Origin of the sequence: Aeromonas sp. FDAARGOS 1417, from assembly GCF_019046985.1 — a bacterium.
In the GTDB taxonomy this organism is placed as follows: Bacteria; Pseudomonadota; Gammaproteobacteria; order Enterobacterales; family Aeromonadaceae; genus Aeromonas; species Aeromonas veronii.
Genome location: NZ_CP077221.1, coordinates 3,730,191 through 3,753,973, shown reverse-complemented (window position 1 = coordinate 3,753,973; position 23,783 = coordinate 3,730,191). Strand labels below are relative to the sequence as shown.

At 59.6% G+C, this 23,783-nt stretch carries 26 protein-coding genes; 11 read left to right on the top strand and 15 right to left on the bottom strand.

From position 1 onward, the window contains the following. Positions 1–26: 26 nt before the first annotated feature. The 3 genes from I6L47_RS17380 to I6L47_RS17370 are packed head-to-tail and all read right to left on the bottom strand — an operon-like array spanning position 27 to position 4,279. Positions 27–2,840 (bottom strand): pitrilysin family protein, encoded by a 2,814-nt coding sequence (locus tag I6L47_RS17380; RefSeq protein ID WP_216947964.1) that lies wholly within the window; start codon positions 2,838–2,840, stop codon positions 27–29. Positions 2,841–2,867: 27 nt separating this feature from the next. Next, complete coding sequence (locus tag I6L47_RS17375; protein WP_005348990.1) at positions 2,868–3,305, bottom strand: YqaA family protein; 438 nt, start codon at positions 3,303–3,305, stop codon at positions 2,868–2,870. Further along, positions 3,302–4,279, bottom strand: coding sequence for an NADP-dependent oxidoreductase (locus I6L47_RS17370; protein ID WP_254204761.1), 978 nt, complete (start codon positions 4,277–4,279; stop codon positions 3,302–3,304). The genes I6L47_RS17375 and I6L47_RS17370 overlap by 4 nt, the downstream gene beginning before the upstream one ends. Before the next feature lie 56 nt (positions 4,280–4,335). Here I6L47_RS17370 and I6L47_RS17365 point away from each other — a divergent pair, with 56 nt between their 5' ends. Together I6L47_RS17365 and fos are read left to right on the top strand one after the other, a co-directional pair. Then, on the top strand, positions 4,336–4,503 hold the full coding sequence (locus I6L47_RS17365; protein ID WP_162516863.1) for a hypothetical protein: 168 nt from the start codon (positions 4,336–4,338) through the stop codon (positions 4,501–4,503). A gap of 36 nt (positions 4,504–4,539) precedes the next feature. Beyond that, complete coding sequence (fos, locus tag I6L47_RS17360) at positions 4,540–4,941, top strand: fosfomycin resistance glutathione transferase (RefSeq protein ID WP_216947962.1); 402 nt, start codon at positions 4,540–4,542, stop codon at positions 4,939–4,941. A 7-nt stretch (positions 4,942–4,948) separates the two neighbouring features. On the opposite strand, the gene I6L47_RS17355 is transcribed toward fos, so the two are convergent. Continuing rightward, positions 4,949–5,947 carry a Preprotein translocase subunit SecY gene (locus tag I6L47_RS17355; protein WP_216947961.1) on the bottom strand — a complete coding sequence of 333 codons (999 nt, stop codon included), beginning with the start codon at positions 5,945–5,947 and terminating at the stop codon, positions 4,949–4,951. A 255-nt stretch (positions 5,948–6,202) separates the two neighbouring features. Between I6L47_RS17355 and I6L47_RS17350 the strand changes: the two genes are divergently transcribed. Next, positions 6,203–6,499, top strand: coding sequence for a hypothetical protein (locus I6L47_RS17350; protein WP_047437180.1), 297 nt, complete (start codon positions 6,203–6,205; stop codon positions 6,497–6,499). 19 nt (positions 6,500–6,518) lie between these two features. Further along, on the top strand, positions 6,519–6,869 hold the full coding sequence (locus tag I6L47_RS17345) for a hypothetical protein (protein WP_162507950.1): 351 nt from the start codon (positions 6,519–6,521) through the stop codon (positions 6,867–6,869). Positions 6,870–6,917: 48 nt separating this feature from the next. Here I6L47_RS17345 and I6L47_RS17340 read toward each other — a convergent pair whose 3' ends face one another. The 4 genes from I6L47_RS17340 to rpsF form a co-directional block, all read right to left on the bottom strand. Further along, complete coding sequence (locus tag I6L47_RS17340) at positions 6,918–7,658, bottom strand: ferredoxin--NADP reductase (RefSeq protein ID WP_216947960.1); 741 nt, start codon at positions 7,656–7,658, stop codon at positions 6,918–6,920. A gap of 101 nt (positions 7,659–7,759) precedes the next feature. Next, positions 7,760–8,206: a 50S ribosomal protein L9 gene (rplI, locus tag I6L47_RS17335; protein WP_005340490.1), complete on the bottom strand. Its 447-nt coding sequence runs from the start codon at positions 8,204–8,206 to the stop codon at positions 7,760–7,762. 52 nt (positions 8,207–8,258) lie between these two features. Then, positions 8,259–8,489, bottom strand: a complete 231-nt coding sequence (gene rpsR / locus I6L47_RS17330) for a 30S ribosomal protein S18 (RefSeq protein WP_005308890.1) — start codon at positions 8,487–8,489, stop codon at positions 8,259–8,261. A gap of 30 nt (positions 8,490–8,519) precedes the next feature. After that, positions 8,520–8,906 (bottom strand): 30S ribosomal protein S6, encoded by a 387-nt coding sequence (gene rpsF / locus I6L47_RS17325; protein ID WP_005308887.1) that lies wholly within the window; start codon positions 8,904–8,906, stop codon positions 8,520–8,522. A gap of 237 nt (positions 8,907–9,143) precedes the next feature. Between rpsF and I6L47_RS17320 the strand changes: the two genes are divergently transcribed. The 3 genes from I6L47_RS17320 (at position 9,144) to I6L47_RS17310 (ending at position 11,943) form a co-directional block, all read left to right on the top strand. Beyond that, positions 9,144–10,367: an Nramp family divalent metal transporter gene (locus I6L47_RS17320; protein WP_216947959.1), complete on the top strand. Its 1,224-nt coding sequence runs from the start codon at positions 9,144–9,146 to the stop codon at positions 10,365–10,367. 111 nt (positions 10,368–10,478) lie between these two features. Then, positions 10,479–11,336 (top strand): hypothetical protein, encoded by an 858-nt coding sequence (locus tag I6L47_RS17315; RefSeq protein ID WP_216947958.1) that lies wholly within the window; start codon positions 10,479–10,481, stop codon positions 11,334–11,336. Positions 11,337–11,499: 163 nt separating this feature from the next. Then, positions 11,500–11,943 (top strand): PACE efflux transporter, encoded by a 444-nt coding sequence (locus tag I6L47_RS17310; protein WP_005358045.1) that lies wholly within the window; start codon positions 11,500–11,502, stop codon positions 11,941–11,943. A gap of 133 nt (positions 11,944–12,076) precedes the next feature. On the opposite strand, the gene hupA is transcribed toward I6L47_RS17310, so the two are convergent. Further along, positions 12,077–12,349 carry a nucleoid-associated protein HU-alpha gene (hupA, locus tag I6L47_RS17305; RefSeq protein WP_005340484.1) on the bottom strand — a complete coding sequence of 91 codons (273 nt, stop codon included), beginning with the start codon at positions 12,347–12,349 and terminating at the stop codon, positions 12,077–12,079. 337 nt (positions 12,350–12,686) lie between these two features. Here hupA and I6L47_RS17300 point away from each other — a divergent pair, with 337 nt between their 5' ends. Together I6L47_RS17300 and I6L47_RS17295 are read left to right on the top strand one after the other, a co-directional pair. Then, positions 12,687–13,169, top strand: a complete 483-nt coding sequence (locus tag I6L47_RS17300) for an Rsd/AlgQ family anti-sigma factor (protein ID WP_005348975.1) — start codon at positions 12,687–12,689, stop codon at positions 13,167–13,169. A gap of 100 nt (positions 13,170–13,269) precedes the next feature. Continuing rightward, positions 13,270–13,650, top strand: a complete 381-nt coding sequence (locus I6L47_RS17295) for a PilZ domain-containing protein (protein WP_005340482.1) — start codon at positions 13,270–13,272, stop codon at positions 13,648–13,650. Positions 13,651–13,731: 81 nt separating this feature from the next. On the opposite strand, the gene radA is transcribed toward I6L47_RS17295, so the two are convergent. Beyond that, positions 13,732–15,099 carry a DNA repair protein RadA gene (gene radA / locus I6L47_RS17290; RefSeq protein ID WP_005340481.1) on the bottom strand — a complete coding sequence of 456 codons (1,368 nt, stop codon included), beginning with the start codon at positions 15,097–15,099 and terminating at the stop codon, positions 13,732–13,734. 100 nt (positions 15,100–15,199) lie between these two features. On the opposite strand from radA, the gene I6L47_RS17285 reads away from it, so the two are divergent. Further along, complete coding sequence (locus I6L47_RS17285; protein WP_216947957.1) at positions 15,200–17,578, top strand: PilZ domain-containing protein; 2,379 nt, start codon at positions 15,200–15,202, stop codon at positions 17,576–17,578. A 54-nt stretch (positions 17,579–17,632) separates the two neighbouring features. Here I6L47_RS17285 and I6L47_RS17280 read toward each other — a convergent pair whose 3' ends face one another. Both I6L47_RS17280 and serB read right to left on the bottom strand, forming a co-directional pair. Beyond that, entirely contained in the window at positions 17,633–18,538 is a 906-nt protein-coding gene (locus tag I6L47_RS17280) for an alpha/beta fold hydrolase (protein ID WP_149153618.1), read from the bottom strand. Positions 18,539–18,566: 28 nt separating this feature from the next. Then, the gene (gene serB / locus I6L47_RS17275) at positions 18,567–19,577 is read right to left on the bottom strand and encodes a phosphoserine phosphatase SerB (protein WP_216947956.1); all 1,011 of its coding nucleotides are present in this window, start codon (positions 19,575–19,577) and stop codon (positions 18,567–18,569) included. 119 nt (positions 19,578–19,696) lie between these two features. Here serB and I6L47_RS17270 point away from each other — a divergent pair, with 119 nt between their 5' ends. Further along, on the top strand, positions 19,697–20,317 hold the full coding sequence (locus tag I6L47_RS17270; protein WP_005340472.1) for an AhpA/YtjB family protein: 621 nt from the start codon (positions 19,697–19,699) through the stop codon (positions 20,315–20,317). 67 nt (positions 20,318–20,384) lie between these two features. On the opposite strand, the gene deoD is transcribed toward I6L47_RS17270, so the two are convergent. The 3 genes from deoD to deoA all read right to left on the bottom strand — a co-directional run bounded on the left by deoD (position 20,385) and on the right by deoA (position 23,732). Continuing rightward, on the bottom strand, positions 20,385–21,101 hold the full coding sequence (gene deoD, locus I6L47_RS17265) for a purine-nucleoside phosphorylase (RefSeq protein ID WP_005340471.1): 717 nt from the start codon (positions 21,099–21,101) through the stop codon (positions 20,385–20,387). Positions 21,102–21,177: 76 nt separating this feature from the next. Continuing rightward, positions 21,178–22,386: a phosphopentomutase gene (locus tag I6L47_RS17260; RefSeq protein ID WP_064337332.1), complete on the bottom strand. Its 1,209-nt coding sequence runs from the start codon at positions 22,384–22,386 to the stop codon at positions 21,178–21,180. A gap of 14 nt (positions 22,387–22,400) precedes the next feature. After that, a complete protein-coding gene (gene deoA, locus I6L47_RS17255; RefSeq protein ID WP_216947955.1) occupies positions 22,401–23,732 on the bottom strand; it encodes a thymidine phosphorylase in 1,332 nt (443 codons plus the stop codon). Positions 23,733–23,783: the final 51 nt, after the last annotated feature.

The window sequence follows — 23,783 nt, the reverse complement described above, 5'->3', positions numbered from 1 at the left end:
GGCTCTTGATTTTTATAAAGCGTCAGTTACGGCAACTGCAGCGGATAGATGGGAAGATGAAGCTCCTTCAGGGGTTTTTCAAGCTTTTGCTTGTCTCCCACCACCACGATCACCATGTCGGCCGGATTGAGCCAACGGGCAGCACTGGCCTTCAGCGCCTCGGGCGACACCGTTTTGATCAGGTTGTTCTGGGCCTGCACATAGTCCGGTTTCAGGTCATACATCACCATCTGCAGCAGGAAGCCCGCCTTCTGGCCCAAGGTCTCGTAAGAGAGGGCATCCTGCTGGGAGACCGCGCTGCGCATATAGGCCAGCTCGACCGGGGTCGGGCCGCTCTTGCGGTAGTTGTCCATCTCCTTTAGGAACTGGCGGATGGCATCCACAGTCGCATCGGCCCGCACATTGGCGCCGGTGGCGAAGGTGCCCACCTCGCGGTTGGCGGAGAAACCCGAGCTGGCGCCGTAGGTGTAGCCCTTGTCTTCCCGCAGGTTGAGGTTGATGCGGCTGTTGAAGTTGCCACCCAGATTGAAGTTCATCAGCCCGGCGGTGAAGTAATCCCCCGTGGTATCGAACGGCATGGCGCGACGACCGATGCGGATCACCGACTGGGGTGCCCCCGGCTTGTCGACCAGATATATGCCCGGCTTGGCCTGCTCACCCTTGAGCTTGAGATCCCCCAGAGTCGGCGTGGCCCCCTTCCACTCGGTCAGGAAGCCAAGTTGCTCCTCGATCTGCTTCTGGCCCACATCACCGACCACCACCACTTTGGCGTTGGTGGGGTTGTAGTAGGCCTGATAGAAGTGCTTCACGTCCGCCAGGGTCAGCTTGGCCACATCGGCCGCAACCCCGTCGGTAGGTTGACCGAGGCGGTTTTGCTTGCCGTAGACCAGCTCGCGGAACGCCTGCCCGGCCAGCCACTCGGGCTGTTGCTGGGCCTGTTGCATCCCTTGCAGCAGCTGCGCCTTAACCCGCTCGAAGTCCGCCTCCCGCATGCCCGGACGCTCCAGCACCTCGCGCACCAGCGCCAGCGTCTGGGGCAGCTTGTCCGCCAGCGAGCTGACGGTGATGAGGTTGTTGTACTGGGCGCAGGAGACATCAATGCTTGAGCCCAGCTTTTGCAGCTCGTCGCTCAGCTGAGCCTCGGTCAGGCGCACCGTGCCCTGTCCCATCATGGCGGCGGTCAGATTGGCCAGCCCCAGTTGCCCCTTATCTTCGGCACGAATGCCGCCCGGCAGGGCGATCATGATGGAGACCGCGGGGATCTCGTCACTCTTGGTGCCAATGATCTCGATGTTCTTGTCGAGCTTGCCGTGCCAGATGGCGGGTACCTTGACGCTCACCGCCTCGCTCGCTTTGGGCTGCACGCTGCGATCGAAATTGTCTTTTACCGGTCGTTCGGCCAGCGCTTCGTCATGCTTGCTGTAATCCGGCAGCTCGCGCTTGGCGGGGGTAAAGTTCGGGGTGGCAACCTGCCACTCGGTCTTGCCCTTGGGCACCACGCTCAGCACCACCGCCGGCTTGCTGGCGATGAACTTGTCGTAGGCGGCCTTCACCTGCTCCGGTGTCACCTTGCCGATGGCATCGAGAGTCTTGAACACATAGTTGGGATCCTGGGCAAACACCTGACCCATGGCGAGCTGGCTCACCTTGCCGGATACGCTATCCAGACCCCAGATGGCTGAGGCGCGGTACTTGGCGATCGCCTTCTCCAGATCTTCCGGCTTGAGGCCGCGCTGGGCAAACTCGCCAATCACCTTGTCCACCTCCCCCTTGAGGGTCTTGAGGCTGCCATCCTGCGATGGATTGGGATAGGCGTAGACGGTCAGAGTACAGGCCAGCTCTTCGCAGTAGTGGGACGCCCCCACATCGATCGCCTTGCCGGTTTTCACCAGCGACTGGTAGAGCATGGAGCTGGCGGAGCCGCCCAGCACGTCGGCAAACATGTCGAGCGCAGGCTCCTGCGGGTCACCAAGGGAGACGGTGGGGTAGCTGATATAGAGCAGCGGCAGGTGTACCTTGTCCTGCAGCGTCACATAGCGAGTCTCGGGCAGGGTCACCGGCTTTGGCGTCGGCTCTGCCACGTCCGGGCCGCGCGGGATGGAGCCGAAGTACTTCTCGATCCACTCGAGAGCCTGCTTGCTGTCAAAGTCGCCGCCCAGCGTCAGGGTGGCGTTGTTGGGGCCATACCAGCGCAGGAAGAACTGCTTGAGGTCGTTCACATCGACCCGGTCGAGATCTTCCACGTAACCGATAGGCTGCCAGGAGTAGGGGTGAGTGCGCGGATAGAGCGCCTCCCCCACCTTCTCGCTCACCAGCCCGTACGGCTGGTTGTCGACCCGCTGGGCCCGCTCGTTCTTGACGGTGGCGCGCTGGATCTCGAACTTCTTCTGGCTCACCGCATCGAGCAGGAAGCCCATCCGATCTGCCTCCAGCCAGAGCACTTTTTCCAGCTGGTTGGCAGGCACGGTCTCGTAGTAGTTGGTGCGATCCTTGTTGGTGGTGCCGTTCATGTCGCCACCGGCCTCGTTGATGATCCGCATATGCTCCTGATCACCGACGTGTTTCGAGCCCTGGAACATCATGTGCTCAAAGAAGTGGGCGAAACCGGACTTGCCGACCGTCTCGCGGGATGAACCGACGTGATAGGTCACATCGAGGTGCACCAGCGGATCAGAGCGGTCAGGGGCCAGGATCACGGTCAGGCCGTTGTCCAGCTTGTACATCTGGTAGGGGATGGCGAGCTTGCCCTCCTCCTTGCCCTGTTCGGCAATCAGGGTCGGTGCCGCCAGCACCGGCAGGGTGAAGCCCAGCAGTATCGTTAAAGGTATGACTTTGTTCACGGTAACCTCGTGAGTGACAAAAACAGGCTAGAAAATGTGACTGGCCAGCAGAAAAACCAGGGCATAACGGAACAATTTGCCGAGCCCGATCAGAATGAGAGAGCGCCAGAAGGAGAGGCGCAGCCAACCGGCCAACAGACAGAGACCATCACCGACCACCGGCGTCCAGGCAAGCAGCAGACACCAGTGACCATGTTGTTTGAGCCAGCCTAAGGCTTTTTGTTCCCCACGGCCTTGAAAATCTTCCGGTTTTTTCTTGAAGGTGGCGAGCCAGCCGAGCCACCAAGTGGTCATGGAGCCGAGGGTATTGCCCAGCGTCGCCCACAGCAGCAGGCTCGCCATGCTCCACTCCCCCTTGGCCGCCATGGCCCCCAGCAGCACTTCGGAGCTGCCGGGCAGCAGGGTGGCTGAGGTGAATGCGCTTAAAAAGAGCCACCCCAGCCCCATCTCCATCATCTCGCTCATCCGGGATAACCGTCGGCGGCGGGCATGCGCAGCAGCAGCTTGCCGCGCACATGGCCCCCTTCGATGGCCTGATGGGCCAGCGCCCCCTCGGCAAGGGGGAACTCACCGGCGAGGGTGACCTTCACCTCCCCCTGACGCAGCAGCATCAACATCTGACCCAGCTGCTTCTGGTCAGGGTGAACCAGCATGCCGACCACCTCGATACCCGCCGCAGCCCCTGCATCCTTGATCTGCTGGGCGGTAATGGTGGGCACCGTCACCAGACAGCCACCCGGCTTGACACAGGCCAACGCCGCCTTGCCGCTCTCGCCGCCTACCAGATCCAGCACCAGATCGACCTGGCCGGCCTCTGTCACCACCCGTGCTGGCCAGTTCGCGTCGTGGTAATCCACCATCCAGCGCGCCCCCAGAGCATGCAGGAAGCCATGGTTGTCGGGGCTGGCGGTAGCCACCACCTCGGCGCCATAGGCGCTGGCAAACTGCACCGCCAGATGGCCGACACCACCGGCACCGGCGAGGATCAATACCTGCTGACCGCTCTGGAGGCCGCCGTGCTCAAACAGCCCCTGCCAGGCGGTGAGACCGGTCAGCGGCAGCGCCGCCCCCTGCTGCAGGCTCACCCCGTCGAGCTTGACCAGCTCACTCTCGCTTGCCACCACAGACTCCCCGTAGCCACCGGCAGCGAGGGGAAAACCGACCATGCCGCACACCCGATCCCCCTCGATCAGCGAGGTCACACCGGGGCCTATCTTCTCCACCACGCCGGAGATGTCATAACCCGGCGTCCAGGGCAGCTTGTCCTTGTTCTGGGCCGCCGCCCAGCCAAGACCGGCCCGGGTTTTGGCATCGATGGGGTTGACCCCCGCAAAACAGATGCGCACCCGCACTTCGCCATCGGCTGGCACCTTATCGAGGGAAGGGTTGAGCTTGAGTACCGAGGGGTCACCGAATGCGGTAATCTGTAGTTGCGTCATTGCACAATCCATCCTGTTGATTGATCAAGGGTCAACAGAATAACAGCGAGGACACCATGGCTCGAATGTTTCTTATTCCTCTGTTGCTGGCACTGGGGTGGTGGGCGTTTCTGCTCTACTTCCGCATCCCGCTCAAACAGGGGGCCAAGGGGTTTTACTGGATCATCGGCATCGGTGGCGGACTGGCCGCCTTCCTCAGCCTGATGATGGTGCTGACCAACTAATGGTTACGCGTGTGATATCGGATAAAGGGAGCAACAATGCTGAGCGGATTGAATCATTTGACCTTGGCAACAGGAGATCTTGAAAAGAGCTTTACGTTTTACGTTGATTTACTCGGTTTTCGTCCCCAGGTGCGATGGGCTCGCGGAGCCTATTTAACTCTGGGGGAGCTGTGGCTCTGCCTTTCCTGTGACCCCGCTAAGCCCGCCGAAGACTATAGCCATGTCGCCCTAAGTATCGCTGCGGAACACTTCTCAGAGTTCTGTGCCCGTCTGCGCCAGGCGGGCATCGAAGAGTGGAAGACAAATAGCAGCGAAGGGGACTCATTCTATCTAAAAGACCCGGACGGCGATCAACTAGAGATCCATGTTGGCAACCTTGCCAGTCGCCTCGATTCACTCAAGACACGTCCTTATGATGGCCTAGTCTGGTTCGAATAAAACGGGTTCAATCGCTGTCAGTACGCAGATGATAATGGCGATTGCTCCCCTGCCCCAGCACCCCTTGCGACAGCAGATGGTGGAACACCCGATCCACTTCCTCCAGCGAGAGTGACAGCGCCTGTGCCACCGAGCGCTTGCTACACTTGAGCTCACCGCTCACCAGCGCACCGCGCACCTGCGCCAGCACTTCGGGGGCGGGCTCGGGGGGCATGATGGGCTCTGGCTGGGCTGCCATCGCCAACGCCTCCTGCGCCTCTCTGCGAGCTTGCTCCTGCTGCCAGCGCCACATCCGGCGAAAGCGGTTCTCCTCGCCGATCAGGCTGACGAAGAAGGCGCCGAACACGTCGAGCAGCACCGAGAGGAAGCAGACCAGCAGGAACTGCACCTGACTGATGCTCATCCCCACCCCGTCCGCCAGACTGCTCATCAGCCCCAACATGGAGGATTGTTCGTTGACCGGCTTGGCATCGCGCTGCTGACGCAGCTCATCCTGCTGCAAACGCAGCTTGGTGTTGGCGTGCTGCAACGAGGAGACGCCGCTAGAGATACGCTCCAGCTCGATGTATTTGCGGGCCGCCTCCTCGTTGAGCTGGATCTGCCGCTCGATGCTGGCGATCTGCTCGTCGAAACGGGCCAGCTCCCGCTCATGGCGCGCCTGCTGGCTCAGTACCGTGTTGGTGGCGCTGTTGATGCCACCAATACTGCCGCCGATGGAGATGGCCGCCAGCACGCTGTAAAACAGCAGCGACCAGAAAGCGCCACTCAAATCCCGCCGCGCCTTGCGTTCGCCGTACTCGTACCAGACGTAAAACTTGCCCAATTCGAAGATGATGGCCAAGCCGCCGAACAGCCACTTCATCAGCGGGTTGTCATCGATGGAGAGGAACAGCAACAGGGAAAAGATAATGGAAGCCAGAATGGCCAACCCGGTGAAACTGTATACCGTCGTCAGAGCAAACCACCCCTTGGGGTAGCGCAATGTGGAGGAGTCCTGTGTGGTCATGATGAAGGGGTGTGCTGTGCAGGAAAAGTTGGCTGCCGATTATAGTCGCCAGACTCGCCCAGAGAAGGGCAAATGACTGAATTCCTTCAGATTGGCAACCAGCTGCCCAGAGTGCGACCAAAACGGACAAATCGGCAGCAGAAAAGCGATACAATCCCTCCCTGACTTGATCATGTGGTGAGATGGGGAACAGTTCCGCCCGGGTTCAGCTCCGGTCTGTACACTCATCCACCGTTGCAATTATCCGAGGCCATCATGAACAGTAAGACCACTTTGCTACTCTCCCTTCTTCTGGTTACCGGCAGCGCCGCAGCGACCCAGCAATATCAAGAGAGCAGTGGCTCCGAATTCTCCGTAGATGAGCTTAAATTCAACCTGGACTGGGATGACAAGCAGTTCGGCTGGACCCAGAACGACTGCCTCGACTTGGGGGTCGGCGAAACCGCCCCGGCCGACTGCAGGGCGGTCAAATTCAATCTGGAAGATGAAGAGAACCGCAACCAGCCACCGCAAACCAACCAGATCCCTGCCAACTCGCAGAGTAGCCAATAACGACAGGAGTCCCCTTGCGATGACCCAAGCCAAACACAACCCCGTTATCCAGCGTGGCGCCCTGCTGCTCTCCCTGCTGATGGCGCATGGCATCGCGGTTGCGGCGCCGCCAAGCAAAAACAGCGATGGCATCAAGATCTCCGGTGATGACATCAAGATCAATCTCGACTGGGATGACAAAGAGTACGACTGGTGGCAGGACAACTGCCTGGATCTTGGCATTGGCGACAGCAGGATCAAACTCAATTGCGACAAGATGGATGGCAAGTACCGGGATCACTACAACCGCAGCATCCACAGCGGCAATAACCCCGGGCAAGGTCACGACAAACAGAAGGATAAAAACAAGGGTAACGGCAAGAAGAACTGAACGCCCTCTCCTGATGCAGCAGGGGCCTGGCGCCCCTGTGCTGATTGTTTACCAATAATTCTCCGCACTGATATTGCCCGGCGCACGCCTCAGATTCTTGGCCAACCCCAGCGCCAGCAAGGTCTGCTGGGTCTCTTTCACCATCTCCGGATTACCGCAGATAAGCACTTGGCTAAGCTCGGGTGAGAACTCCAACCCCACTCTAGCCTGCAACTGACCATTGGCAATCGCCGCCGGGATCCGCCCTGCCATTGCATCGGGCCAGGGCTCGCGGCTGACAAAGGGGACATAGCGAAAGCGCTCGCCATATTGCTCGGCAAAGCTGGCGATCAAATCCTGATAGCTCAGCTCCTCGCCTTTACGTACCCCATGCACCAGCACCAGATGCTCGAAACGGTTGAACGCCTCACCATCGGCCAGCATGGAGAGGAAGGGGCCGATGGCAGTGCCAGTCGAGAGCAGCCAGAGATCGCGCCCGGCGGGCACCTCATCCAGCGTCAGAAAGCCGGTCGCCTGGGATTGCACCAGCAGGGTATCGCCTGCTTGCAGCGAGCCGAGCGAGGGAGTCAGCTCACCGCTCGGGATCTCGACCAGATAGAACTCGTGGTATGGCGCAGAGGGGGGATTGACGAAGGAGTAGGCGCGCTGAATGCGGCGATCACCCTGCTCGAGGGCCAGCTTGGTGAATTGGCCTGCCTTGTAGGGAGCCAGCTCGGCCGCTACCCGCAGGGAGAACAAAGTGGGTGTCCATTCGATGCGTTCGATGACGCGGCCTTCTACCCAAGCCATAAGGATCTCCTCCAGTGGAACAGACCTTCACTCTACCCCCGGGCCGGAAAATAAAAAACCCGCGCAAAAGCGCGGGTTTTCTCTGCAAAAGCGAATCGCTATTACAGGGCAACAACCTGGATCTGTACGGTTGCTTTAACGTCAGCGTGCAGCTGAACAGCAACTTCGTAGTCACCGGTGTTACGCAGAACGTTGCCCATACGGACTTCGCTCTTGGCAACGGCTACGCCGGCAGCAGTGATGGCTTCAGCCACGTCACGGGTACCGATGGAACCGAACAGCTTGCCTTCGTCGCCAGACTTGGAAGCGATAACCACGGTAGCCAGTTCGGCCAGCTTGGCAGCACGCTCTTCAGCAGCAGCTTTGTTGGCAGCCAGTTTGGCTTCCAGCTCAGCGCGACGAGCACCGAAAGCTTCGATGTTGGCCTTGGTGGCCATAACAGCTTTGCCTTGCGGGATCAGGTAGTTACGGGCATAACCAGATTTCACGGAAACTTGGTCACCCAGACCGCCCAGTTTGGCGATTTTGTCGAGCAGGATAACTTGCATTACCTTTCCTCTATAAATTTCGTTGAGTTAGGCTTAAGTGCCGGGCCGATTCTTACTTGTTGTGCAGATCGGTGTACGGCAGCAGAGCCAGGTAACGAGCACGCTTGATGGCGCGTGCCAGCTGACGCTGATACTTGGCGCGGGTACCGGTGATACGGCTCGGTACGATCTTGCCAGATTCAGTGATGTAGTTTTTCAGAGTAACGATATCTTTGTAGTCGATCTCGGTAACGTTCTCGGCGGTGAAGCGGCAGAACTTACGACGACGGAAATAACGTGCCATGGCCTTTATCCTCTAGTCAGTGATCCAGAATTACTCTTCGGAAGCAGCTTCAGTAGCTTCTTCGCGGCGCTCGTCGTCACGACGGGTGAAGCGCTCTTCTTTGGCCTTGGCCATCGGAGAAACTTCAGTCACGGCGTGCTTGGTGCGCATGATCATGTTGCGGATAACGGCATCGTTGAAGCGGAAGTTGGTTTCCAGCTCATCGATAACGGCTTGCTCTGCTTCTACGTTCATCAGAACGTAGTGGGCTTTGTGCAGTTTGTCGATCGGGTAAGCCAGCTGACGACGGCCCCAATCTTCCAGGCGATGAATGGTACCACCGGAGGTGGTGATGGCGCCGGTGTAACGCTCGATCATGCCGGGAACTTGCTCGCTCTGGTCCGGATGAACCATGAAGACGATTTCGTAATGACGCATTTTAGCTCCTTACGGATTAATTCAGCCTCCGCCCAGGTGCAGCCAGACCTCGGAGGCAAGGAACATAAAGGTGTTTAGTCGCTGCTTTTCTAGGGCGGCGTATTGTACGAAATCACATCCCTCACTGCAACTGACTGCCTTAAATGTTTTTCCCGATGGAAATCATCAGAAACAACAATTGATAATGATTATCACTTAGATCTATTCTTTCTCCATATCCTTATGGAGGGTGATGCCATGCAACCCGCACTGACGACTACGATTCCAGCCCGCAAATTCAAACTGACCCTGCTCGGGCCTGCCTTTATCGCCGCCATCGGCTATATCGACCCGGGCAACTTCGCCACCAATATTCAGGCGGGCTCTACCTTTGGCTACCAGTTGCTCTGGGTGGTGGTATGGGCCAACCTGATGGCCATGCTGGTGCAAACCCTCTCGGCCAAACTCGGTATCGTCACCGGCAAGAATCTGGCGGAACACATCCGCGACCGACTGCCAAAACCGGCGGTCTGGGCCTACTGGGTACAGGCAGAGATCATCGCCATGGCCACCGATCTCGCCGAATTTATCGGCGCCGCAGTCGGCTTCAAGCTGCTGCTTGGCGTGACCTTGCTTGAAGGGGCCTGTATCACCGCCGTGGTGACCTGGGGGATCCTGATGTTGCAGTCCCGTGGCCAGAAACCGCTGGAGTTCGTGGTCGGTGGCCTGTTGCTGTTTGTCGCGGCGGCCTACATCGTCGAGCTGATCTTCTCCCGCCCCCATCTGCCCAGCCTGCTGGAGGGCTCCCTCTTCCCCGGTCTGCCCAACAGCGATGCCGTCTATCTGGCCGCCGGTGTGCTCGGTGCCACCGTGATGCCCCACGTTATCTATCTGCACTCGGCACTGACCCAACACACTCAGGATCAGGGCTCGGTCAGCCAGCGGCTGCACACCACCCGGGTCGATGTGGCGATTGCCATGACTATCGCCGGCTTCGTCAATCTGGCGATGATGGCGATGGCGGCCGCCGCGTTCCACAGCTCGGGCCACCAGCAGGTAGCGGAGCTGGAGTCCGCCTACCAGACCCTCACTCCACTGCTGGGTCAGGCTGCCGCGACCCTGTTTGGCCTCTCGCTGGTCGCCTCCGGCATCAGCTCTACCGTGGTGGGCACGTTGGCCGGGCAAGTGGTGATGCAGGGCTTTGTCCGCTTTACCATCCCGCTCTGGCTGCGTCGCGCCATCACCATGGCTCCCGCCTTCGTGGTGATCGCCATGGGGCTCAACACCACCGAAATTCTGGTGTTGAGTCAGGTGATCCTGAGCTTTGGCATCGCGCTGGCCCTGATCCCGCTGTTGATGCTGACCGGCGATCGGGCACTGATGGGGCAACATCGCAACCATCCGGTCACACAAGCCATCGGCCGCCTTATCGTTGCGCTGGTGATCGGGCTCAACGCCTATCTGCTGGTCGCCATGATCTAGTGAACCGTAAAACCGAGAAGAGAGGCTCATTAACACTGGTTAATGAGCCTCTTCGCACTTTGGCGTATGCTGCCGCTTTCTCTTCTCATTTATCGTTGCGGGAGCCTTGCCATGGAACACACCCGAGCCAGCTTCGTACTGGGCCATCATCAGGAGCAGGTCAGCGTGGTCTGCTGCCAGCGCGGTGACACCACACTGCTGGTCACCGACCTCACCCCCTTTCATCCCCAGAGTCACCTCTGGCCCGATCAGCCGGGGGACGTGGGCCATGCTCGCTGGGAAGGGGGCGAAGCCGCCATTGGCCCTTGCCGGATGGGGGCCATCAGCCCGGATGGCGAGCTGTTCGTCGATACAGCCATTCCGGTCAAGCGGGGCGCAGAGGGGTGGAGTTTCGTGGTGGTACATCCGCTGACCGGAGACCACGCGCTGGCCGTTGGCAGCCAGGTCGAATTGCAAGTGGATAGCGCTGCCCGCCACGCGTTGAGTCTGGGCCATAGTGGCTGCCATCTGGCCGCGCTGGCGCTCAATCGAGTACTAACTCCCTACTGGCGCAAGGAGGTAAGCGAGCGCGATGCACTGGGCCAGCCCGACTTCGACCGCCTGGCTATTCAAAGCTCGCGGGTCGAGCCTTGCGGTTCGCGGGAGCAATACCGCATAGGCAAGAGCTTGCGCAAGAAAGGGGTCAACAGCGAATCGCTGCTGGCAGATCTGGCGCTGATTGAAGAGAAGGTAAACCAGCAGCTGGCCGACTGGATCGCAGCCGGGAGCGAGATCCGCCGCAGCCGCGCTGGCGAGGCGATCATCGATTCCCGTTACTGGCACTGCATGCTGGAAGGCCAGGAGGTGACCATTCCCTGTGGTGGCACTCATGTTGCCTCGCTCGCCGAGTTGGGGGAGGTCAAGGTACAGCTCACACAAGTGGAAGAGGGCTTTGCCATGCTGACACGGGTCACGCCAACCGGCGCCTGAGTCGCAGACTTGACCACTCAGGGCTAACGCCCAAGTTGGCAATAGAGAAGTATCGCAAAGAGGGCGCATCATCATGCCCCTCAACGCCCGTCATGACGGGCCGATGCTTCTCTTTTAACCACTCCCTGATTAGAATGCGCCTCCCACAGGAGGCACATCACCCATGAGTAGTACCCAACTACGCACCACCCCGGATCGACTTCGTTATCTGGTTCTCTACGAAGGCATCGGGCTGGCACTGGTCGCACCGCTGATCAGCCAGCTGTTCGGTCAGGGCGTCGCCGAGGTCGGTTCGCTGGCCATCTTCTTCTCCATCGTCGCCACTGCCTGGACCTACGGCTGGAACCTGTTGTTCGACAAGGGGTTGCTCAAACTGTGCGGGCGCACCAACAAGCGACCACTGGACCGCTTCCTGCACGCGTTTGGCTATGAGGCGAGCTTTATGATGCTCTCCCTCCCCTGCGTCATGTTCTGGCTCGATTTGGGAGTGTGGGACGCCCTGATGCTGGATCTCGGCTTCGTCGCCTTCTACCTCGTCTACATCATGGTCTTTACCTGGGCCTATGAGCGGATCTGGCCGCTGCCATCCAACCCGCAGACGGCATAAGGCCTCAGCCGCAAACCGAAAGTGGCCGACAGAAGGAAAAGTCAGGAAGGACTAATAGGAAGGATGGGAGAATCCCATAAAAACAATGCCAGTCAGCAAGCTGACTGGCATTGGACAAAACAGACTTTCGGACTTACTTGACGGCGTCTTTCAGAGCCTTGCCAGCCACGAATGAAGGCACGTTGGCAGCAGCAATCTGGATCTCTTTACCAGTTTGCGGGTTACGACCGGTGCGGCCTGCGCGGTGGGTGACCTTGAAGGTGCCAAAACCGACCAGTTGCACAGCATCGCCTTCTTTCAAGCTCTGGGTAATACCATTGATGATCTCTTCCAGAGCCACTTTGGCCTGAGCTTTGCTCAGATCTGCTTTGGCGGCAATCGCATCGACAAGTTGAGCTTTGTTCATAACATTTCCTTTATGATCGGGCATTTAGCGCTGGGTCACTCTATGCAAAAAAAAACGCACAGGCAAAGCCTTTATCGAGCCGAACGCGTCAAACGCTGGGGTTTTCATCAAGATCTGCGGAAATAGTCACATTCCACACGCGAAAAACCGTGAGCAGGCCTGAAACCTGCTAGCACGCAGACACAATCCGCTGACTATTTCTTCGCCACTTAACATTATCCCCCCATGGCTATTGACGCTTGCCCAGATTTTCCCTAGTTATAGTTTGTGTCACTGCTCAAACGGCTCGGAATACCGAACAATCGGCCAGCCTTTGCCCCACGGAGGGATAGGGATTATGTTGACGAAACTGGAACAGACCAAGCAGGCGCTGGCAGGCAAGCATAAGGCTATCGACGACTGGCTGGATGCAAGGCAAGCGTTGCTGGTTGGATACATGCAGCTGGCAGGCCTCACTCCGGCGCGGACCAAGCAACGCAGCCTGCCCAAAACAGAAGAGCTGCATCAGTTTTGCGACCGGCTGGTCGACTATGTCAGTGCAGGCCATTTCGAGATCTACCACCACGTCGTCACCGCCTTCGAGCAAGCCAGCGGCGAAACACTGGAGCTGGCCAAGCGCATCTATCCCCATATTCGTAACAGCACGGAATTCGCCCTCGAGTTCAACGACAAATACAGTGATGCCGACGAGGCCCAATTGCTGCTACTGGATGATGATCTCAACGAGTTGGGTCCGGTTCTGGAAGAGCGGTTCAAACAGGAAGATCGCCTGGTCAAGGCGCTTCATGTGGTGGAATCCTTGAGTACCCAGCAAGCCTGAATGCCATTTTCGGAGCAAGTTCAAGATACTGGCAACCAAGGTGGATTACACTCAGAGCAATGACCCTAGCGTCCACACTTATTGCATACAGGAGATGAGCATGTCTGAGCGCCGCCGTTTTGCACGGATCCTCTACTTGACCATGGCAGAACTCACCCAGGGGGAACAGAAGTGGCAGACCCAGCTTGTCGACGTCTCCTTGCAGGGGGCCCTGCTGATCCGCCCCGACGACTGGGAGAGCCGTGACAACAAGGAGTACCAGCTCAGCTTTATCCTGAGCGGTAGCGATATCGAGATCAAAATGCAGGTCGAGCTGACCCACGAAGCCAGCAAGAAGCTGGGTTTCTACTGCCACCACATCGATATCGACAGTGCCACCCATCTCAAGCGGATGATCGAGCTTAACGTCGGCGACGAAGAGCTGCTCCACCGCGAGCTGGAACAACTGCTGAGCGAGCATCTGGAACACAGCCAGCCCTAATGGCAGGTGCCAGCCCATAAAAAAGAGCGCCGAGGCGCTCTTTTTTCGTTGTGCGGTTGTCTCGATTGCAATGCTGAGGGATTACAGCGCCTCGAGAGCCTCGGACAGCTTCTTGACCGGCACTACCTCCATCCCTTCGATGGGGTGCTTGGGGGCATTGGCATGCGGCACGATGGCACGGCGGAAACCGTGTTTGGCCGCCTCCTGCAAACGCTCCTGGCCGGACGGCACAGGGCGAATTTCACCGGAAAGGCCCACTTCGCCGAACACCACCAGATCCTTGGGCAGCGCTTGGTCCCGGAAGCTGGAGACCATCGCCAGCAGCAGCGCCAAGTCCGCACTGGTCTCCTCGACCTTGACCCCGCCGACCACGTTGATGAAGACATCCTGATCCGCCATCTGCAGCCCGCCGTGACGGTGCAGCACCGCCAGCAACATGGCGAGCCGGTTGTGATCCATCCCCACCGCCACCCGGCGCGGGTTGGAGAGCTGGGAGTAGTCCACCAGCGCCTGCAACTCCACCAGCAGCGGTCGGGTACCCTCCCAGATAACCATGACGATGGAACCGGGCGCCTGCTCCTGCCCCCGACTGAGGAAGATGGCGGAGGGATTGCTCACCTCGCGCATTCCCTGTTCGGTCATGGCAAAGACCCCCAGCTCGTTGACCGCACCGAAGCGGTTCTTGTGAGAGCGCAGGGTACGAAAACGGGAGTCATGGCCGCCATCTAGCAACACAGAACAGTCGATGCAGTGCTCCAGCACCTTGGGACCCGCCAGACTGCCATCCTTGGTCACATGACCCACCATAAAGATGGCCACATGGTTCTGTTTGGCATAGCGGGTCAGCAGCGCTGCCGCTTCGCGCACCTGAGAGACAGAACCGGGGGACGATTGCACATCCGCCACATGCATCACCTGAATGGAGTCAATCACCATGATCTGCGGCTGCTCCTGCTGGGCAATCAAACAGATCTGCTCGACGCTGGTCTCGGAGAGCATCCGCAGCTTGTCGGTGGGCAGCCCAAGGCGGTTGGCCCGCATCGCCACCTGCTGCAGCGACTCCTCACCAGTGACATAGAGGGTTTTCATCCGCTCTGCGAGACCACACATGGTCTGCAGCAGCAGGGTGGACTTGCCCGCCCCCGGGTTGCCGCCGATCAGAATGGCCGAGCCGGGCACCACACCGCCACCAAGCACCCGATCCAGCTCCTTGAAACCTGAGGTAAAACGGGGAATTTCGGTGGTGGCAATCTCTGCCAGTGTCTGTACCTGACTGCCGACCGCGCCAGCATAACCGGTGTAACGGGCACTCTTGCCAGCGGGGCTCACCGAACCGAGGCGCACCTCGGTGATGGTATTCCACTCCTTGCACTCGCTGCATTGACCTTGCCAGCGTGTGAAGTCGGCACCACATTCGGAACAAACATAAGCAGTTTTATTTTTGGCCATTGATAACTCGGGGACAGGATGAATTCCTGCTTGATATACTTGTTTGCGACCGACAGATCAAACCCAGAATCGGAAAAGTGACTTTCCGTGGCAGGAACAAATGGATTCAGAACACCAGCAACATCTGATTGAACAACTCGTCCCCTTGCTGCGGGAGAAAGATTTCGAGGAGATCTTCAACCGCATGACTCAGGAGGAAAACAGCAACAGCCGTTTTCTGATCAAGATGGAGCTCAAGCGCAAGTGCTCCCCCTGCCGCAGGGTCATCGACATGCGCGATGAGCTGGAGGATGAGTGCCTGGTGCATGAGTTCGACGGCATCACTCACTTCATGCCCGCCGATGCGATTGCCCTGTTCCAGTCCCAGTGCTATCTCTACCGCGATATCTATACCCTCGGTGTCTACGAGGCGCTGCAACAGTGGCAAAAACAGCACCACAACGCCCGCGTGGATGGTCAGCTGTCTCCACCGGCCAGCCCCTTCCGGCAATATGATGTCAACACCATTGCCTTTGCCAGCTACTACGGCCGCCGTCAGGAGCGGATGCACTTCAGCTCACCGGTGCTGATCAAGTTTCAGGACGGAGAGAAGCTGTTCGCCAAGAGTTCAGATCTCTCGCTGGGTGGCATGCGGGTCTCGGTTCCCTATCTGCCGAACTATCACACCGGCGCCCAGGTGGAGGTCTTCTTTACCGGACTGGAGCGGGACACCCCTAATCCGGTGCTGCACCAGCCGGTCGGCTATCAGATCCTTGGCGAAGAGAGCAAAGAGGGGAAATACTGGCTGCGACTGGTGCGCTCCGGCGAACAGCCAGCCTTTGATGCCTTCCTCAGCGACTTTATCGATGCCAACAAGATCCGCTATCGGGTCAGCGTCGACTATCTGCTCTCCGCCGCCATCATCAAGGGGTATGAGCAGTTCTACCTGCCACGGATGACCGGTATGCCGCTCTTCTTCGGCACAGGCGACAGCCCTAATCTCGAGATAGCCCTGCGTACGGAAAACAACCAGCACCTGCTGGAGTATTGGCGCGATGAGAAAAACCGCGATGCCCTCGCGGGGCTTTTCAGCGCAGAGCGGATGAAAAGGCTCTGCCCGGCCCCCGGCACCACCACCGAGACCATCATCTACTGCTTTACCCACACGGTGCGCAGCCACATCTACTTCTTCTCCGCCACCGCCGAGGAGCTGCGCCAGAGTGGCCTCACCGCCCTCTTCTTCCAGGTGGGCTCGCGCCGCCCCAGCTGGCGTGTCTACAAGTTCACGCTGGAGGCATGCGATCTGGTCGAGGCGGATGTGGGGCAACTGCAAGGGCAGGACAACCCGCAGTTGCAAGACATCCTGCTGCTCGAGCGGCTCAAACAGATCGGCTATTGCGGCCTGCTGCAGGAGATCGGGCTGGAGTCACAGCGGGAAGAGTTCCATCAGGAAGGGGTCAGCAACAACGCCAACGAGCTGCAACGCTTTGGTCACGAGCAGGGGGTTGCCCCGTTCGAGATCGAGACCCTGCACTATGTTCAGCTGCGCAAGGAGTCGCGCTACATCCACAAGACGGCGGTCGCCATCCATCACAACGGCAAATCCTGGATCGGCTGGACCCGCGACATCTCGACACACGGCCTGCAAATAGAGCTGGAAGATGCTTTTATCGGCGAGAAGAACGATGTGGTGACCATCGCCCTGCCCCGCTTGCAGGAGCTCTCCAAGAGCATGGATCTGCAGCGCCTCTCCTACCGGCTGGTCAGTCTCAACATGACCCGCACCGTGCTGCACCTCTGCATCGAAGGGGATTCGGATCGCCATACCGGCCGCCAATTCTTCAGCCTGCTGATCGAGAGCAACCAGAACAAGCTCAAGGCGGCGCAGGAGCAGCGCCGCTATCGCGGGCTGGCGCGGGCACTGCGCAACATCTACACCCACCACCTGTTCAACTCGCCGGTCTACGTCAACAAGCTGAAAGGCGCGCCCAAACCGGCCTCCATCGGCAAGTCTCTGCAACTGCGCAGTCTGCAGCGGCTGCTGCAAGCCTGTGCCGAGCTGCCGGAGCAGGAGAACCTCTACCCGCTGTTTCAGGGGGAGCTGCTCAAGGAGCTGCTGATGAACCCGTTGCGTGCCATCGAGCGGGAGGACAAACCGAGAGAGGACGAGGTCTATATCGCCAGCATCCAGACCAAGGCCGGCCTGCCCATCTTCAGCAGCCGGCTGGCCAGCAGCTTTGCCAACGTCAAAGAGAAGCGTCAGTTCATCGAGCTGGCGCAGCAACAGGGGGAGTTCTACTCGGTGCTGGTCGGTATCTCCCGTACCGGACGGCCCGACACCAACTTCATCGCCAACGAGCTGGACTACATCGCCAAGTTCGCCATCCACAAGGCACGCAAGCTGGAAGAGGAGCTCTGGAGCGTGGTGGGGGTAGGCGAACTGACCGATACCACCCAGGCCACCCTGTTCCGCTTTGGCATCACGCCGCCGCTGAACTGATGATCCGGAAACAGACAAAAATGAAACAGGGCGCTCGAGGCGCCCTGTTTTTTGTCATGCCGCGTGCGGGTTGAGCAGCCAGTCGAGGATCTGGGGGAAGTGATCCTCCTGCGCCTGCGGGGCGGTCAGCATATTGATGTGGTCATAATCGAGGCGGTTGCCGTTGTCCCGCCCCAATCGGGTGTGACGAGTTGCCGAACCCATCTCGTCGCTGAAGCGGCGCACATCGGTCGGGTGACCCAGCACCTTGTCCGCTTTGGCCGAGATCATCCAGAGCGGTGGCCAGTTGACCCGTGCCGCCGCCTCGTCATAGGCAAAACCGTCGTGAGGATCCTGCCAGGGGCCGCACTTGACCCAGGGGATGGTCTCCTGCAGATAGCGCAGCGGCTCGTCGTCAGCACCGATCTTCAGATTGCGAGCCGCCAGAAAACCACGGCGGCGAGCCAGCCAGGGGGCCAGCCGATTCCAGATCAGATCCACCTTCAGCCAGCGCTCGGGATTGTGCACCGACACACCGCGCTTGGTGCCAAAAAACAGCAGGCTGGCCACCTGATCCGCCAGCTCGGGGAAGCGCACCAGGGTCGAGGCCATGATGACACCACCCCAGGAGTGGGCCACCCAGTGCACCTTGAAACCATGATGGCGCTCTGCAATCCAGCGCTGCAGGGCGGGCAGATCCTCGGTGATCAGCTCATGCTGACCGTGCTCTGCCTGCTCGGCTATAGCCGGAGTGCTGAGCCCCCGCCCCCGCAAATCAGCCACATAGACCTGATAGCCGTGACGGGCCAGAAAGCAGGCCAGCCCCTTGCCCGATTCGGTATAGAAGATCCGCCCGTTCTCGATGGCGCCATGCACCATCAGGATCGGCTCTCCATGCACGGCGACCCGGGGTTTGATGTGGCGCACATGCAATTGATGGCCACCACAGGGGATAAACAGAGACTGCTGCAACAATTCCATTTTTATTGGTTTCCTCCTTGAAACACTGTCAGCGCTTGTCCCAGCGTTGCTCGCTACAGGCCCGCGCCGCCAACAGGCAGATCACCCCCTCCAAATCGTGATGATTGAGGGTGGCCGCCGCCTGCGCCCGCACCAGCGGCTTGGCGTGAATGGCAATGCCAAGGCCCGCGACCCCCATCATTTTGAGATCGTTGGCACCATCGCCGATGGCCACGGTCTGGGCGGCAGCAATGCCGTACTCCTGAGCCAGCTGCTGCAACACCTCGGCCTTGACGCTGGCGTCGACGATGCGCCCGCTCACCTTGCCGCTCAGCTGGCCCCCCTCCACCGCCAGTTCGTTGGCGAAGATGGCATCAAGCCCCAGCTCGCGCTGCAACTGGCCAGCAAAACGGGTAAAACCGCCGGAGGCGATGGCCACCTTCCAACCCGCCCCTTTGAGGGTATCGACCATCAGCTGCAATCCCGGCATCCAGGGCATCCATGCCGCCACCTCGTCGAGAATGGTGACCGGCGCCCCTGCCAGCAGGGCCACCCGATTGCGCAGGCTGTCGGAAAACTCCAGCTTGCCCTGCATGGCTGCGGCCGTCACTGCAGCTACCTGCTCGCCAACCCCGGCAAGCCGGGCAATCTCGTCGATACACTCGATGCGGATCGCGGTGGAGTCCATGTCCATCACCAGCAGGCCGGGCTCGTTCAGGGTCGGTAGCGCGGGCAGATGGCAGAGATCGATCTCCCACTCACCGCTCTTGAGCTCGGCCACCAGCTCGGAAGAGAAGCGATCGCAGCCAAGCAGCAACAACGGCACGCCCGCCACCTCGGTGGGAGGATAGAGGGTGGCCGCCAACCCCTGTGCAGCCAACAAAGGTGACAGACACGCCAGATGGGAGGCGCCCAGCCCCTTGCCAAACAGCACCAACCAGCCGCCAGCCTGCGGAGTCTCTGTCGGTTGCAACGCATCTGCGTGGAGCTGCCAACAGGGTGAGCCGGACAACAACGCGGGCCAATCGGATAACAGAGGGGGGAGCCGGGACAACAACATAAGGGATACGCCTTCCTTGGTGATCAGAGGGTTAACAATGCTGGCCCAGAGTAGCGTATTGCTTTTTGTACAGGCAAGCGCCAAGATCCCGCCACTCCTTGTTACCAGAGGTCTCACGCTTGCAGCGTCATCTTCCCATCAAACGTGTTCTCAGTCTGGGTGCCGGTATCCTGCTCGGATGCTGGGTGCTCGGTGTGCTCATTCATATGCAGGGTGAAAGCCAGGCCTCGCTGCACAGCGAAGCGCGCAACCGGGCACAGGCGCTGGTCGCCTATGCCGCCCGCGACATGAAGCGCTGGATCAAGGAGGAGAAGAGCAGCGAGCTGGAGCGGCTGGCGCGGGATCTGGCGGCGGAGCCGGAGATCCTCGATGCCACCCTCTACGACGGACGCGGCATTCCCCTCGCCCAGTCTGAGCAGGCGGTGCCGCTGGAGAGCCTGCTGCCCATCGGCAGCGATAACAAGTCACTGCCGGAGCAGGGCAAAGGGCGGATCCAGTTCGTACAGGAGATCCGGGATGGCGAGCAGACCATCGGCTTCCTGCGCATCACCCTGGAAGAGCAGCAGATGCTGGCAGACAAGGACACCCGGCTCAAGGTGGTGCAGGAGAAACAGCGGCTGATGTTGCTGGTTGCCCTGCTGGCCGGGGTGCTCATCTCCTACGGCGTGCGCCGCAACTACATGCGGGTGCGCAAGCACAAGAAAAAGAGTACGCCCCCTTCGCCGCCTCCGGAAAACTGATGGCGCAACCAGAGAGCAGATACAAAAACGGCGGCCAGAAGGCCGCCGTTTCTTATTCGCAAGGGAATTACTTGTCGCCCAGCAGGACGGAATCCAGTGCGATCTCGATCATGTCGTTGAAGGTCAGCTGACGCTCTTCAGAGGTGGTCTGCTCACCGGTACGGATATGGTCGGAGACGGTGCAGATGGTCAGCGCCTTGGCACCGTACTCTGCAGCCACGCCGTAGATACCGGCTGCTTCCATCTCGACACCCAGGATGCCGTATTTTTCCATGACGTCGAACATGGAGGGGTCCGGAGTGTAGAACAGGTCGGCGGAGAAGATGTTACCGACGCGCACGGCAACGCCCTTGTTCTTGGCGGCCTGTACCGCATTGGCAACCAGGTCGAAGTCGGCGATGGCAGCGAAGTCGTGATCCTTGAAGCGCAGACGGTTTACTTTGGAATCGGTGCAGGCACCCATACCGATCACCACGTCACGCAGTTTCACGTCTTCACGCACAGCGCCACAGGAGCCCACGCGGATCAGGGTCTTCACACCGTAATCGGTGATCAGCTCTTTTGCGTAGATGGAGCAGGACGGAATACCCATGCCGTGACCCATCACGGAGATACGACGGCCCTTGTAGGTACCGGTGAAACCGAACATGTTGCGCACGTCGCAGATCTGCTCGACGTTCTCCAGGAAAGTTTCAGCGATGTACTTGGCGCGCAGGGGGTCGCCCGGCATCAGCACGGTATCAGCAAAGGCGCCATCTTTCGCATTGATATGAGGAGTTGCCATTCTCTTGATTCCTTCACACTAGGTTGAGTTTTATTGTTTTATAAATTGCCCGCCGCCGAAGTGGCGGGCGGGTAAATTACAGGAAGCTGGTACCGTACGCCAGTTTAGGCAGGCCGTGGTAAGCCGCGATGCTCTGGCCGATATCGGCAAAGGTCTCGCGACGCCCAACGGAGCCAGCCTTGACCGGCTTGCCGAAGAACAGCACCGGAATGTATTCGCGGGTGTGGTCGGTGCCACCCCAGGTCGGGTCACAGCCGTGGTCGGCAGTCAGCACCACCACGTCGCCATCTTGCAGCAGATCAAACAGCTCCGGCAGGCGGGAATCGAAATACTCCAGCGCACCGGCATAACCGGCAACGTCACGACGGTGGCCGTAGGAGGAGTCGAAGTCGACGAAGTTGGTGAAGACGATGGTGTTGTCACCGGCCGCTTTCACCTCTTCCAGCGTGCGATCCCACAGCTCGGTCAGACCGGTCCCTTTCACCTGCTTGGTGATGCCCTGTTGGGCATAGATGTCGGCAATCTTGCCGATGGAGACCACCTGACCGCCCGCTTCCTTCATGTAATCCAGCACAGTCGGCGCCGGCGGCAGCACTGAGTAGTCGTGACGGTTACCGGTACGCTTGAAGTTGCCCTTGCCAGTGCCCACAAACGGACGCGCAATCACGCGGCCGATGTTGTAGGGCTCCAGCAGCTCGCGCACTATGTGGCACAGCTCATAGAGCTTCTCGAGGCCGTAGGTCTCTTCGTGGCAGGCAATCTGGAACACGGAGTCGGCAGAGGTGTAGAGGATCGGTTTGCCGGTCTTCATGTGCTCTTCGCCCAGATCATCCAGCACCTGGGTACCGGAAGCGTGGCAGTTGCCGAGATAACCTGGCAGACCTGCCTTCTCGACGATGGCGTCCAGCAGCTCCTGCGGGAAGCTGTTGTGGTGATCCTTGAAGTAGCCCCACTCGAACAGCACGGGCACGCCGGCGATCTCCCAGTGACCGGACGGGGTGTCCTTGCCGGAGGAGAGCTCCTGAGCAAAGCCGTAGGCACCGACCACCTCGATATCTTTCTTCAGCCCTTCCGGGAAGTAGCCGGAGGCCTGCTCGCAGGCGTGGCCCAGACCCAGCTTGTTGAGGTTGGGCAGATTGAGGGCACCGCGGCCTTCAATTTCACCTGCCGCACACGCCTTGGCGATATGGCCAAGGGTGTTGGCGCCCACATCTCCGAACTTGTCGGCATCGGCAGCAGCGCCAATACCGAAAGAGTCCATCATCAGAATAAAGGTACGTTTCATGGGTCTTCCCCTTGTTACAAATCGGCCAGGGTGATACGGCGGTACACTTCAGGCAGTGCCTCCGGCCGCTCGCCACCAATCCGGACAGCCGCCTGCACCATGCTGGCAGCTTGAGCATATTGCTCTTCAGTCTGAGCGTGGATCATCGCGATCGGCTTGTCAGCATCGACGTTTTGACCCAGGCGGATAAAGTCGGTCAGACCGACCGCATAATCAAGTTTGTCACCGGCAGCGCGCCGACCACCGCCCATGGCGACCACAGCCAGACCCAGTTCGCGGGTATCCATGGCGGTCACAAAACCGCTGTTGGCCGCGAAGACCGGGCGCACTATGGCAGCCTTGGGCAGGTAAGCGTCATAACGCTCCATAAAATCGGCCGGGCCACCGAGACCTGTCACCATGCGACCGAAGATCTCGGCCGCCTTGCCGTTATCCAGCACCGCCTGCAGCTTGGCGCGGGCATCGCGCTCGTCGCTGGCAAGACCGGCGGAGATCAGCATCTCGGCGCACAGCGCCATGGTCACTTCGTGGATCCGCGGGTTGCGATATTCACCGGTCAGGTAGCGCACCGCTTCACGCACTTCCACCGCGTTACCGGCGCTGGAGGCCAGCACCTGGTTCATATCGGTCAAGAGCGCAGAGGTGCGGCAACCAGCTCCGTTGGCCACGGCCACAATGCTCTTGGCCAGCTCTTCAGACGCTTCGAAGGTCGGCATAAAGGCGCCGGAACCCACTTTCACATCCATCACCAGCGCTTCTAGCCCGGAGGCGAGCTTCTTGGAGAGGATGGAGCCGGTGATCATGGCGACAGATTCGACGGTGGCGGTGATGTCCCGTACTGCATAGATACGCTTGTCAGCGGGGGCGAGATCGCCGGTCTGGCCGATGATGGCGACACCCGCCTCTTTCACCACTTTCAGGAAACGGTCGTTGTCGACCGAGGTCTGGTAGCCGGGAATGGCATCCAGCTTGTCGAGGGTGCCGCCGGTGTGGCCCAGGCCACGGCCGGAGATCATCGGCACGAAACCGCCGCAGGCAGCGACCATCGGGCCAAGCATCAGGGAGACAACGTCACCCACCCCGCCGGTGGAGTGCTTGTCGACAATCGGGCCACCCAGATTGAGGTGATCCCAGGTCAATACCATGCCGGAGTCGCGCATGGCGCAGGTCAGGGCAACCCGCTCATCCATGGTCATGTCTTTGAAGTAGACCGCCATCGCCAGCGCAGCAATCTGCCCTTCGCCGATGGTGTTGCTGGTAATGCCCTGAACGAAGAATTGAATTTCTTGGGTACTGAGCGCTTCACCGTTGCGCTTCTTGCGAATAATTTCTTGAGGCAAAAACATCTTTCATTCCCTCCGCCATTGCTGGCGTTACACAAGCCTGAATCCTTGCCC

Excerpts from the sequence above, each read along its gene's own strand:
- I6L47_RS17375 (WP_005348990.1), bottom strand. The coding sequence starts at position 3,305 with ATGAGCGAGATGATGGAGATGGGGCTGGGGTGGCTCTTTTTAAGCGCA.
- I6L47_RS17370 (WP_254204761.1), bottom strand. The coding sequence starts at position 4,279 with ATGACGCAACTACAGATTACCGCATTCGGTGACCCCTCGGTACTCAAG.
- I6L47_RS17365 (WP_162516863.1), top strand. The coding sequence starts at position 4,336 with ATGGCTCGAATGTTTCTTATTCCTCTGTTGCTGGCACTGGGGTGGTGG.
- fos (WP_216947962.1), top strand. The coding sequence starts at position 4,540 with ATGCTGAGCGGATTGAATCATTTGACCTTGGCAACAGGAGATCTTGAA.
- I6L47_RS17355 (WP_216947961.1), bottom strand. The coding sequence starts at position 5,947 with ATGACCACACAGGACTCCTCCACATTGCGCTACCCCAAGGGGTGGTTT.
- I6L47_RS17350 (WP_047437180.1), top strand. The coding sequence starts at position 6,203 with ATGAACAGTAAGACCACTTTGCTACTCTCCCTTCTTCTGGTTACCGGC.
- I6L47_RS17345 (WP_162507950.1), top strand. The coding sequence starts at position 6,519 with ATGACCCAAGCCAAACACAACCCCGTTATCCAGCGTGGCGCCCTGCTG.
- I6L47_RS17340 (WP_216947960.1), bottom strand. The coding sequence starts at position 7,658 with ATGGCTTGGGTAGAAGGCCGCGTCATCGAACGCATCGAATGGACACCC.
- rplI (WP_005340490.1), bottom strand. The coding sequence starts at position 8,206 with ATGCAAGTTATCCTGCTCGACAAAATCGCCAAACTGGGCGGTCTGGGT.
- rpsR (WP_005308890.1), bottom strand. The coding sequence starts at position 8,489 with ATGGCACGTTATTTCCGTCGTCGTAAGTTCTGCCGCTTCACCGCCGAG.
- rpsF (WP_005308887.1), bottom strand. The coding sequence starts at position 8,906 with ATGCGTCATTACGAAATCGTCTTCATGGTTCATCCGGACCAGAGCGAG.
- I6L47_RS17320 (WP_216947959.1), top strand. The coding sequence starts at position 9,144 with ATGCAACCCGCACTGACGACTACGATTCCAGCCCGCAAATTCAAACTG.
- I6L47_RS17315 (WP_216947958.1), top strand. The coding sequence starts at position 10,479 with ATGGAACACACCCGAGCCAGCTTCGTACTGGGCCATCATCAGGAGCAG.
- I6L47_RS17310 (WP_005358045.1), top strand. The coding sequence starts at position 11,500 with ATGAGTAGTACCCAACTACGCACCACCCCGGATCGACTTCGTTATCTG.
- hupA (WP_005340484.1), bottom strand. The coding sequence starts at position 12,349 with ATGAACAAAGCTCAACTTGTCGATGCGATTGCCGCCAAAGCAGATCTG.
- I6L47_RS17300 (WP_005348975.1), top strand. The coding sequence starts at position 12,687 with ATGTTGACGAAACTGGAACAGACCAAGCAGGCGCTGGCAGGCAAGCAT.
- I6L47_RS17295 (WP_005340482.1), top strand. The coding sequence starts at position 13,270 with ATGTCTGAGCGCCGCCGTTTTGCACGGATCCTCTACTTGACCATGGCA.
- radA (WP_005340481.1), bottom strand. The coding sequence starts at position 15,099 with ATGGCCAAAAATAAAACTGCTTATGTTTGTTCCGAATGTGGTGCCGAC.
- I6L47_RS17285 (WP_216947957.1), top strand. The coding sequence starts at position 15,200 with ATGGATTCAGAACACCAGCAACATCTGATTGAACAACTCGTCCCCTTG.
- I6L47_RS17280 (WP_149153618.1), bottom strand. The coding sequence starts at position 18,538 with ATGGAATTGTTGCAGCAGTCTCTGTTTATCCCCTGTGGTGGCCATCAA.
- serB (WP_216947956.1), bottom strand. The coding sequence starts at position 19,577 with ATGTTGTTGTCCCGGCTCCCCCCTCTGTTATCCGATTGGCCCGCGTTG.
- deoD (WP_005340471.1), bottom strand. The coding sequence starts at position 21,101 with ATGGCAACTCCTCATATCAATGCGAAAGATGGCGCCTTTGCTGATACC.
- I6L47_RS17260 (WP_064337332.1), bottom strand. The coding sequence starts at position 22,386 with ATGAAACGTACCTTTATTCTGATGATGGACTCTTTCGGTATTGGCGCT.
- deoA (WP_216947955.1), bottom strand. The coding sequence starts at position 23,732 with ATGTTTTTGCCTCAAGAAATTATTCGCAAGAAGCGCAACGGTGAAGCG.